The organism is Mycobacterium sp. (genome assembly GCF_036490025.1).
Classification (GTDB): Bacteria; Actinomycetota; Actinomycetes; order Mycobacteriales; family Mycobacteriaceae; genus Mycobacterium.
On sequence record NZ_DASXEP010000012.1, the window covers coordinates 1 to 9512 of the forward strand.

A 9512-nucleotide genomic window follows, 5' to 3' on the forward strand; every position below is an offset into this window, starting at 1 on the left:
GGGCCACGCTCGCCTACTCCCGCAAGCCGCCGCGGCTGACCGTGGAGGTGCCCGGCCGTGAGCCGGTGACCGGCACGTACTTCGTCTTCGTCTCCAACTCCAGTCCGTGGACCTACGCCGACGCCCGACCCATGTGCACCAACCCGACCACCCGTTTCGAATCCGGGATGGGCGTCTTCGGCGTCACCCGACTGAAGGTCGTGCCGAGCCTCAAACTGGTCGCACAGATGTTCGCCAAGGAGCCCAAAATCGCGGGTGAGCAGGTCGTTCGCGACGACAACGCGGACTGCGTCCGGGTCACGTGCGCCGATCCGCCCATGGCGAGCCAAATCGACGGCGACTACCTCGGCCTGCGCGAGGGCATGACATTTCGGTCGGTTCCCGACGCTCTGGATGTGGTCGCTCCGCCCGCGAAAAGGGCTGTCTGACCTGCGAAGATCCTGAGATGTGGGCAAAACCACTGGTCAGGCTGGGAGGCAGTGTAGTACAAACGATTAAGTGATTTGGTAACAGATCTCTGAAGTGAGATAGCCCACGGACCAACGAGCCGCTATTGACATCTGTTGAGCCTGTGAAACGATCGAACAATCGCATGCAACGGTACGGAAACATTTGTTGTGCCTGCGTTAACAGCCGAAGACAATCATTCGTGCGCATTGCTGCGCACACAGTAAGGAGTAACGACCTATGGATTGGCGCCACAACGCGGTCTGTCGAGACGAGGACCCGGAGCTGTTCTTCCCTGTCGGGAACAGCGGACCGGCTCTCGCGCAGATCGCCGACGCGAAACTGGTCTGTAACCGCTGCCCGGTGACCACCGAGTGCCTGTCGTGGGCGCTCAACACCGGGCAGGACTCTGGCGTCTGGGGTGGGATGAGCGAAGACGAGCGGCGGGCACTGAAGCGTCGCAATGCTCGGACGAAGGCCCGCACCGGAGTCTGACCCAGCCGGCTTCAACGGTGCGGCCCCGACGAACTGTCGGGGCCGCACCGTTGTGTGGAGCCTTAGTGCACAGCGCGCGTGCGGCGACCGATCGGTACTCGTAACACCACGTCGGTGCCACCTTCGGCGGCGTCCTGCATGACCAGCGAACCGTCCAGTTCCGCGGACACCAGCGTCCGCACGATCTGCAGGCCCAGCCGGTCGGACTTCTCAACGCTGAAGCCCTCGGGCAGGCCGCGGCCGTTGTCGTGGACGACCACGTCGAGCCAGCGGGCCGAACGTTCCGCGCGAATTGTCACCGAGCTACCGGTGATGGATTCGCAGGCTGCCGGCTCAAACGCATGCTCAATGGCGTTTTGGACGATCTCGGTGATCACCATGATCAACGCGGTCGCCCGATCGGAGTCCAGCACGCCGAGCATGCCCGCCCGATTGATCCGGATCGGCGTATCCACCGTCGCCACGTCGTTCATGATCGGCAGGATGCGGTCGATCACCTCGTCGAGGTTGACCTCTTCGTCGACCGACATCGACAGCGCGTCGTGTACCAACGCGATCGAGGACACCCGTCGCACCGATTCGATCAGCGCCTCACGGCCCTCGGCGTTGGTCGTCCGGCGGGCCTGCAGACGCAACAGCGCGGCGACGGTCTGGAGGTTGTTCTTCACCCGGTGATGGATTTCCCGGATGGTCGCATCCTTGGACATCAGCGCGCGGTCGCGGCGCTTGACTTCGGTGACGTCGCGGACCAGCACCGCGGCGCCGGCCGCCGAGCCGTCGACCACCAGCGGCAACGTCCGCAACAGCACCGCGGCACCGCCGGCGTCGACCTCGATGCGCATGCTGGCTCCGCCGCTCAGCGAATCGCGCACATGGTCGGCGAGCTCTTGGGCCTCGAAAGGGTCGGAAATCAACGGACGGGTCAGCTCGATCAGGTTTTGCCCTTCCAACTCTGAGCTCAAGCCCATCCGGTGGTAGGCCGATAGCGCGTTGGGGCTGGCGTAGGAGACGTCACCGCCGACGTTGAGCCGGATGAACCCGTCACCCACCCTCGGGCTCGAGCGCGACATCGCCATATCCCCCACGTTGGGAAAGGTGCCCTCCGAGAGCATGTGGACGAGGTCCGCGGCGCAGTCGAGATAAGCGGTCTCCAGTGGGCTGGACTTCGGGCTGTCGACGACGGCGGTCTGATGCGTCAGCACCGCAACCACCGAGTCGCCGTATCGCACTGGCACCGCTTCGATGTTCACGCCGGTTTGCTGCCACGAATACTGTTGGCCCGCATCACGTTCCCAGCGAATGGCACCGGACTCGAACGCCGCGGCAATCAGCGGCATGCGCTCGACGGTGACGACGGTTCCCACCGCGTCGCGCAACAGGACGGTGGGCGCGGTGTTCGGCCGGCATTGCGCGACGCATACCAGCGAACCGTCGTCTCGGCGAACCCACATCAAGTAGTCGGCAAACGACAGATCGGCGAGCAGCTGCCACTCACCCACCACGGCATGGAGGTGATCGACGGCGCTGCCCGGCAGAACGGTGTGCTCGGCAAGCAGGTCACCGAGGGTGGACATCGGCGACTCCCGCCATCAAGCCCAGAAGGCTAGCTGATCACGGCGATGAGATCGCCGGCTTGGATGACGTCTCCCACCGATACGCTGACTTTGCTGATCGTGCCGGCGACTTCGGCCAGGACCGGGATCTCCATCTTCATGGATTCCAGCAGCACCAGGGTGTCGCCCTCGCCGATCTGGTCGCCCTCGTGGACCACGACTTCGAGCACGCTGGCCACGATCTCTGCCCGGACGTCCTCGGCCATCATCACCCCGTTCGTCAGCCAGCCGGTTCACGCAATTGCGTTGCTTCATCGAACCACAAGCGATTTACCCAGGCGCGAGGAGTGAGCGGTGCGACGGTCGTGCCGGCGTCGACGGCGGCCGTCAGCGGCCGATTTGTGCAGCTAAAAGGTCACGATTGGTGTCGCCGAGGTATCGGTAAGCAAACTCCAAGATTACTAAGCGTATCTATAGAGCTTGTTCCGTGATCGTGTCGTGTTCGGATTGTGACATTTGGCAAGCAGAGTGTCCAAAGTGATTGGAGTGCCTGAAGCTCATGGAGTGAATCAGCCAAATTTGAGGAGTATTCCTTTGTCCGACAACACGTTTGCGCATTCGACAACTCGCAGACCGCTCACCCGGGCGGCAACTGGTATCGGGGTGGCGCTGGCAGCAATCGCCACGATCGGGCTTGGCGCCGGTGTCGCGGCGGCTGCTCCCCAGCAACCGTTCGCAGCCGATGACCCGATTCCCGGCATGCCGGGTGCGGGCAGCGCGGTGAACATCGCTAACTCGCTGTTCGGCTCGCTGAGCGGGCTGATGAACAACGTCATCCCGGGTGCCGGGGACCTGTTGATGCCCGCCACCGGCGCGCTCGGTGGAGCCGGCGGACTGCCAGGCGGCCTGCCCGGCGGGCTTCCTGGCGGACTGCCAGGCGGGCTTCCTGGCGGACTGCCAGGCGGGCTTCCCGGTGGGCTTCCGGGTGGTATTCCGGGTCAGACCCCCGGACTCGGCGGCTACCCGGGCGGGCTACCGGGCCAGACGCCGGGTTATCCCGGCGGGCTCCCCGGCCAGACCCCCGGGTATCCCGGCGGCCTCCCCGGCCAGCAATTCCCAGGCCAGACCCCTGGGCTGAGCGGTTACCCCGGCATCCCTGCGCCCGGGGCCCCCGGCTCACTGGCGCAGGCCCCGCTGGCAGGCCAGCCCGGCCCGGTCGCGTCGGCGAGTACGAGCGGCGGCACGCTGGTCCACGTCCCGGTGGTGTAGCCGTTGGCTTAGACCACCGGCGGCATGAAAGACTGGTCGGCAAGCAGAACTGCGAGGAGGATCAGTCATGGCCAAGCGTGGCCGGAAAAAGCGCGACCGCAAGCACAGCAAGGCCAATCACGGCAAGCGGCCAAACGCTTAATCAACCGCTGCATACGAACGAAGACGCGGACCGTCCGACAGGCGGCCCGCGTCTTCGTTTCTGATTACTGTGCCGCCGGCGCTACCCGCCGCGAATGATCGTGGTCCGGCTGATCTCCAGTCGCAACCGCGCCCGCAGACGGTCCGGAGCCCGTTCGCCCCGGCACTTCGTGGAGATCAATCCCTTGATCCGTTCCTCCAGCCCGTAGAGCTGGAAGCAGGGCGGGCAATCCTCGAGATGCTGCCTCAGCTTCTGCTGTTTTTCGGCGGTGCACTCACCGTCGAGCAAGCTCCAGACCTCGGCCATCACCTCGGCGCAATCGGCCTTGGTCTGCGGTTGCGCATCGGGCGAGGAGCCTGGGTCGGGCGTCGACGAGAAGTCGGTCATGACGACACCTCCTCGGGTGCCTGGTCACCACGGATGAAACCCCGCTCCTTGGCCACGTCGGTCAGCAATTCCCGCAACTGGCGCCTGCCGCGGTGCAGTCGTGACATCACCGTCCCGATCGGAGTGTCCATGATCTCGGCGATCTCCTTGTAAGGAAAACCTTCGACGTCGGCGTAGTAGACCGCCATCCGAAACTCCTCAGGCAGCGCCTGCAGCGCCTCTTTGATTTCCGTGTCCGGCAGCGCCTCGAGGGCCTCGACCTCAGCGGACCGCAAGCCAGTCGAGGAATGTTCGGCGCTGGCCGCCAACTGCCAGTCGGTGATCTCCTCAGTCGGATATTGCGCGGGTTGGCGCTGCTTCTTGCGGTAGCTGTTGATGTAGGTGTTGGTCAGGATGCGGTACAGCCACGCTTTGAGGTTGGTGCCCTCTTTGAACGACCGGAAGCCGGCGTAGGCCTTCACCATGGTTTCCTGCAGCAAATCCTCGGCGTCGGCCGGATTGCGGGTCATCCGCAGTGCGCCGCCGTACAGCTGATCGAGCAGTGGAATCGCGTCCCGCTCGAAGCGCGCCGTCAGCTCCGCATCGGTCTCATTCGAGCGGCTACGCCTCGAACCGTCGGAGACAACAGCGGCGGCCGCGATCTCCGACTCGGTCGCGCTATCGATGTCAGCCATGTTGAGTAACGCAGTCCCTTCTGTCGCGATGCCGGTGAACCGGTCCATCAACACCGGACCCGTCTGGCACCCGGCCAACTGCTCTTCGCCGATGAGGCTTATCGCTGTTGACACTCGGACTCCCCTTCCCCAATCTAAAGGCTGCGACTGACACTGTCTGCTTCGCATCACTCAACAGCGGCGATCACCCCGCTATTTCCGGTCGGGCGGCCGAAGCCGCGGCGAGACGACCGGGCCGCCGATTCAAGGCGATTGTGAGCAGCGTTACTGTGACGCTCATGTCGCTGAAAGCCAAGACCATGTTCATTTCGGGTGCCAGCCGCGGAATCGGCCTGGCCATCGCCAAGCGGGCCGCCCAGGACGGCGCCAACATCGCGCTGATTGCCAAGACCGCCGAACCGCACCCGAAGCTGCCGGGCACGGTGTTCACCGCTGCCAAAGAGCTCGAGGAGGCCGGCGGCCAGGCGCTGCCGATCGTCGGCGACGTGCGCGACCCCGATTCGGTCGAGGCCGCGGTGGCCAAGACCGTCGAGCAGTTCGGCGGCATCGACATCTGCGTGAACAACGCGTCGGCGATCAACCTGGGCTCGATCACCGAGGTACCGATGAAGCGGTTCGACCTGATGAACGGCATTCAGGTGCGTGGCACGTATGCGGTGTCACAGGCGTGTATCCCGCATCTGAAGGGCCGGGAGAACCCACACATCCTGACCCTCTCTCCGCCGGTTCTGCTCGGGAAAGAATGGCTGAAGCCGACCGCGTACATGATGGCCAAGTTCGGCATGACGCTGTGCGCACTGGGCATCGCCGAGGAACTGCGCGAGGACGGCATTGCCTCGAACACGCTGTGGCCACGCACGCTGGTGGCCACCGCCGCGGTGCAGAACCTGCTCGGCGGCGAGGAGGCGATGGGCCGGGCGCGCAAGCCGGACATCTATTCCGATGCGGCCTACGTGATCCTCAACAAGTCCTCCCGTGAATTCACCGGCAACACGCTGCTCTGCGAGGACGTGCTGTTGGAGTCCGGTGTCAAGGATCTGTCGGTCTACAACTGTGTGCCCGGCGGCACACTCGGCGTCGACTTCTGGGTGGACGGGGTCAACCCGCCGGGGTACAAGCAGGGCTAGTCGTGGCCGGGGCGGCAACTCCGGGGCTCGCGGTGTTGCTCGACGCGGGTGTGCCGCACGAGGTGGTTAAGTTCGATCACGACCCGCGCGAACGTTCGTTCGGCGGCGAGGCCGTACAGGCGCTGACCACCGACGGCGCGATCGCCCCCGGGCAGATCTACAAGACGCTGATCATCGCGGTGCCCGACGGGCTCGCCGTCGCGATCCTGCCGGCACTGGCACGGCTGTCGCTCAAGGCCGCCGCCTCCGCGCTGGGCGCCGGCAACGCGGCGATGGCCGACCAGCGCGCCGCCGAGCGGGCGACCGGCTATGTGCTGGGCGCGGTCTCGCCGTTCGGGCAGCGCACGCGGTTGCCGACCGTCGTCGACTCGGGCGCGCTGGGCTGGGAGCGGATGTACGTCAGCGCGGGCCGGCGCGGCTGGGATGTCGCGGTGGCCCCTGCAGATCTGGTCCGGCTCACCGGCGCGGCAACCGCGAAGATTCAGGCCTGAGCAGAAAGATCCGAGACGATAAGCCGATACCCGAGATCGAGTTGCGGCTTGTCGATGAGATCGCTGTGGCGATCTGCCCACCCACCCGTGGCGAGATCGGCGTCTAGCCGCGACAACCCTTCTCGCAGTTGACGTTCAGTCATCAGTGCGAACATCGAGATGCCGGCACGGACTTCTGCGTTGAGGTAGGCGTGTGGACGCCGCCAGTACGCGCCGCCGAATCCATCCGCGCAGTCGTAAGGAATCGGGACCGTCTGCACCGACGCATCGCCCAGCAGCGACAGCAATTTGGTCACTGGCACGGCCAGACGCAGATCCATCTCCGCGGCGGCGGGCAGATATTCGCGCAGTAGCCAGAATTGACGAAAGACGTTGTGATCCCACGTGAGGATGACGATGCGCCGCCGGGCGACGCGGATCATCTCGGCGATGCCGGCGTCGACATCGGACCAGTGGTGAACGGTCAGGACCGCGAGCGCGGCATCGACGGCGTTTGCGGATAACGGTAAATGTTCGGCTACAGCGCGCACTACCGGCGCGGCGCCGTCGCTGCGTTGCCTGATCATGACCGTGCTGGGTTCGACGGCGACGACGGTGTTCGACGGTTCGTAGGAACCGGTCCCGGCACCGATGTTGGCGACCGCCGCCATACCCCGCAGCGCCCCGTCGACAAGCGTGCCGATGCGTGGATCCGCTTGGCGCGTCGCCGAATACGTACGTCCGGCCCGGTCGTATCGAATCAATGTCCGGCCAGCATGGTGTGCACGCTGTCGGCGAACGCGGCAGTGGTGAAGCAGATCGGCTCGGCGAATTCCTCCATGGTCAGCGCCTCGTGCCAGCCGGCGTCGGCGCTGGCGCGCAGCAGTGGCTTGGTCATCGCGACCGCGTGCGCCGGCATCGCTGCCACCCGTGAGCACCACTCGTCGGCCGCGGTCAGCAGGCTGTCGTGAGCCACGACCTGCTGCACAAGCCCCAGCCGTTGCGCAGTGTGAGCATCGATGTGCTCGCCGCGCAGGTAATAGGCGAGCGCCCCCTGGTAGCCCAGCCGGCGAGTCAGCGCCCAGCTCGTCCCGACCTCGGGAATCAAACCGAGGCGACCGAACGCGGGCACGATCACGGCGCGCTCGCTGGCAATGGCGAGGTCACAGGTCAGCGCCCAGGCCAGCCCGACGCCGGCCGCCGCACCGTTGATCGCGGCGACGAAAATCGTGTCCGCCCCGGCGATGAGGCGGGCAATACCGCCGAACTCGCGGCGAATCCAACGCCAGACGTCGGCGACACCCTCCGGTTGGTTCAGCTGTTCGGTGGCCGCACGCATCATTTTCAAGTCGCCCCCCGCGCTGAAACCCGGATCGGTGCCGGTGAGCACCACGCTGCGAATGTCGTTATCGGCAACGAGAGCTTCCAGCACGCAACGTAATTGCCGAACCAACGGCGCCGAAAGGACGTTGAGCCGGTCGGGTTCGTCGAGGGTCACCACTGCCCGATCGCCGCGATACTCGACCCGAACTCGGCGCGGCGCCTCGGGATCGTCGCCCTCGGCGACCATCCTGGTGTACAACGATTCTGCTGCGGTCATCACCCATCCTCCTCGATATCGTTGGCGCGCAACGCCATCCACGCGGCGTCGGCGAAAGTCTTGATCACCCCGCGTGGCATTCGGGGTTCATCGCCGGCGATCCAGTACCGGCTGAATTCCTGCGCCGGGCCGAACCACAACGCGGCGGTGACGCCCGCCTGCATCGGGCGCAGGATCCCGTAGCTGTGGTGCGGCCGCCACCAGTCCCGGACCGTGGCGAAAAATGCCCGGTTGGCCTCGCGCAGCTCCGTGCTGTCCAGCCGGTCCCCCAGCATCAACGCCGCCTCGCTGCGGTTGGCGGCCACCCAGCGCACATGATGCGCGACGCCACCGCGAATCCCGCCTTCCGCGGTGTCGTGTCGGCGCAACATCGCCACAAAACTCGCCTGGTACTCGCTCATCACCTGGGCGTAGACGGCAGCCGCCAAGGCGGGTTTGTCAGCGAAGTGGTGATAGAGCGCCCCGACGCTGACGTCGGCGTCGCGCCGGATCTCATCCAGCGTCGCCGCGATGGCGCCACCGGCCGCGAACCGGCGGCGGGCCGTCTGCATCAAACGGTTCCGCGCATCGGAAGCCACGATAAATACTCTACTGCTACCGAGGAATCCTCCGTCGGCCTGGGTCAGGCGAACGCGCTCTGTCCGGTGATGTGCCGGCCGACGATGAGGGACTGGATTTCCGCAGTTCCTTCGTAGGTGACCAGAGCTTCCATATCGCACAGGTGGCGCATGACATGGAAGTCGAGCAAGACACCGTTGCCGCCTAATACGTCGCGGGCCAGTCGACACACGTTGCGGCCCTTGACAGTGCAGTGATACTTGGCGAGCGCTGCCATGGTTTCTTCGACCTTGCCCTCATCGATGAGCCGGGCCATTCGGATGGCGTAAAGCTGCATCGAGGTGAGATCGCCGAGCATCTCCACCAGCATCGACTGGATGACCTGGGTCCTGGCGATTGGCCTACCGAATTGCTTTCGCCGCAGGGCGTAGTCCAGTGCGATGTCATAGGCCGCGACTGCGTGTCCGGCAGACGCCCAGGCGACGGAATTGCGGGTACCCGCAAGCACCTTGCCCACATCTTTGAAGCTGTTGCAGTTCTGCAGTCGGGCGTCTTCGGACACGCGGCAGTCGGTGAGGGTGATGTCCGCGTTCTGAACCATCCGCAGCGACATCTTGCCGCCGATCTTGGTCGCCGCGTAGCCAGGGTTGTCCTTCTCCACGACGAACGCCTTGACTTGGTTGTCGGCGGTGTCGCGGGCGTATATGACGATGTATTCGCACCAGACGGCGTTGCCGGGCCAGCGCTTGCGGCCGTTGAGCACCCATTCGTCGCCTTGCCGCTCCGCGGT

13 protein-coding genes and 1 pseudogene are annotated in these 9512 nt (G+C 65.3%); 6 read left to right on the forward strand and 8 right to left on the reverse strand.

The features are described from left to right. Together VGG53_RS01250 and whiB1 are read left to right on the forward strand one after the other, a co-directional pair. Positions 1 to 428 (forward strand): annotated as a pseudogene (locus VGG53_RS01250) (diacylglycerol kinase family lipid kinase); the annotation flags it as partial. Between the two features lie 259 nt (positions 429 to 687). After that, positions 688 to 942, forward strand: a complete 255-nt coding sequence (whiB1, locus tag VGG53_RS01255; protein ID WP_331516139.1) for a transcriptional regulator WhiB1 — start codon at positions 688 to 690, stop codon at positions 940 to 942. A 62-nt stretch (positions 943 to 1004) separates the two neighbouring features. Here whiB1 and VGG53_RS01260 read toward each other — a convergent pair whose 3' ends face one another. Both VGG53_RS01260 and VGG53_RS01265 read right to left on the reverse strand, forming a co-directional pair. Next, positions 1005 to 2516, reverse strand: a complete 1512-nt coding sequence (locus VGG53_RS01260) for a sensor histidine kinase (protein WP_331516141.1) — start codon at positions 2514 to 2516, stop codon at positions 1005 to 1007. Positions 2517 to 2545: 29 nt separating this feature from the next. Beyond that, on the reverse strand, positions 2546 to 2761 hold the full coding sequence (locus VGG53_RS01265; protein WP_163888703.1) for a biotin/lipoyl-binding carrier protein: 216 nt from the start codon (positions 2759 to 2761) through the stop codon (positions 2546 to 2548). Positions 2762 to 3089: 328 nt separating this feature from the next. Here VGG53_RS01265 and VGG53_RS01270 point away from each other — a divergent pair, with 328 nt between their 5' ends. Together VGG53_RS01270 and VGG53_RS23950 are read left to right on the forward strand one after the other, a co-directional pair. After that, positions 3090 to 3764, forward strand: a complete 675-nt coding sequence (locus tag VGG53_RS01270; RefSeq protein WP_331516142.1) for a hypothetical protein — start codon at positions 3090 to 3092, stop codon at positions 3762 to 3764. 67 nt (positions 3765 to 3831) lie between these two features. Beyond that, entirely contained in the window at positions 3832 to 3906 is a 75-nt protein-coding gene (locus VGG53_RS23950) for a 50S ribosomal protein bL37 (protein WP_011728008.1), read from the forward strand. 81 nt (positions 3907 to 3987) lie between these two features. On the opposite strand, the gene rsrA is transcribed toward VGG53_RS23950, so the two are convergent. Both rsrA and VGG53_RS01280 read right to left on the reverse strand, forming a co-directional pair. Then, positions 3988 to 4293 (reverse strand): mycothiol system anti-sigma-R factor, encoded by a 306-nt coding sequence (gene rsrA / locus VGG53_RS01275; protein WP_331516144.1) that lies wholly within the window; start codon positions 4291 to 4293, stop codon positions 3988 to 3990. Beyond that, positions 4290 to 4967: a sigma-70 family RNA polymerase sigma factor gene (locus VGG53_RS01280; protein ID WP_414688849.1), complete on the reverse strand. Its 678-nt coding sequence runs from the start codon at positions 4965 to 4967 to the stop codon at positions 4290 to 4292. Before VGG53_RS01280 ends, rsrA begins: the two co-directional genes overlap by 4 nt. 278 nt (positions 4968 to 5245) lie before the next feature. Here VGG53_RS01280 and VGG53_RS01285 point away from each other — a divergent pair, with 278 nt between their 5' ends. Further along, positions 5246 to 6094 carry an NAD(P)-dependent oxidoreductase gene (locus tag VGG53_RS01285; protein ID WP_331516146.1) on the forward strand — a complete coding sequence of 283 codons (849 nt, stop codon included), beginning with the start codon at positions 5246 to 5248 and terminating at the stop codon, positions 6092 to 6094. Between the two features lie 2 nt (positions 6095 to 6096). Next, entirely contained in the window at positions 6097 to 6585 is a 489-nt protein-coding gene (locus VGG53_RS01290; protein ID WP_331516147.1) for an aminoacyl-tRNA deacylase, read from the forward strand. Here VGG53_RS01290 and VGG53_RS01295 read toward each other — a convergent pair. The 4 genes from VGG53_RS01295 to VGG53_RS01310 all read right to left on the reverse strand — a co-directional run. Next, positions 6576 to 7328, reverse strand: coding sequence for a class I SAM-dependent methyltransferase (locus VGG53_RS01295; RefSeq protein ID WP_331516148.1), 753 nt, complete (start codon positions 7326 to 7328; stop codon positions 6576 to 6578). The genes VGG53_RS01290 and VGG53_RS01295 overlap by 10 nt on opposite strands. Continuing rightward, positions 7325 to 8164, reverse strand: coding sequence for an enoyl-CoA hydratase/isomerase family protein (locus tag VGG53_RS01300; RefSeq protein ID WP_331516149.1), 840 nt, complete (start codon positions 8162 to 8164; stop codon positions 7325 to 7327). The genes VGG53_RS01295 and VGG53_RS01300 overlap by 4 nt, the downstream gene beginning before the upstream one ends. Further along, positions 8164 to 8715, reverse strand: coding sequence for a helix-turn-helix domain-containing protein (locus VGG53_RS01305; RefSeq protein WP_331516151.1), 552 nt, complete (start codon positions 8713 to 8715; stop codon positions 8164 to 8166). The genes VGG53_RS01300 and VGG53_RS01305 overlap by 1 nt, the downstream gene beginning before the upstream one ends. Before the next feature lie 71 nt (positions 8716 to 8786). Beyond that, the coding region (locus tag VGG53_RS01310; protein WP_331516150.1) for an acyl-CoA dehydrogenase family protein at positions 8787 to 9512 on the reverse strand (726 nt) is incomplete at its 5' end.

Bases quoted from the DNA above. Each gene is read 5' to 3' on its own strand.
- VGG53_RS01305 (WP_331516151.1), bottom strand. From the start codon at position 8,715: ATGCAGACGGCCCGCCGCCGGTTCGCGGCCGGTGGCGCCATCGCGGCG.
- VGG53_RS01260 (WP_331516141.1), bottom strand. From the start codon at position 2,516: ATGTCCACCCTCGGTGACCTGCTTGCCGAGCACACCGTTCTGCCGGGC.
- VGG53_RS01265 (WP_163888703.1), bottom strand. From the start codon at position 2,761: ATGGCCGAGGACGTCCGGGCAGAGATCGTGGCCAGCGTGCTCGAAGTC.
- VGG53_RS01300 (WP_331516149.1), bottom strand. From the start codon at position 8,164: ATGACCGCAGCAGAATCGTTGTACACCAGGATGGTCGCCGAGGGCGAC.
- rsrA (WP_331516144.1), bottom strand. From the start codon at position 4,293: ATGACCGACTTCTCGTCGACGCCCGACCCAGGCTCCTCGCCCGATGCG.
- VGG53_RS01285 (WP_331516146.1), top strand. From the start codon at position 5,246: ATGTCGCTGAAAGCCAAGACCATGTTCATTTCGGGTGCCAGCCGCGGA.
- whiB1 (WP_331516139.1), top strand. From the start codon at position 688: ATGGATTGGCGCCACAACGCGGTCTGTCGAGACGAGGACCCGGAGCTG.
- VGG53_RS01280 (WP_414688849.1), bottom strand. From the start codon at position 4,967: ATGGCTGACATCGATAGCGCGACCGAGTCGGAGATCGCGGCCGCCGCT.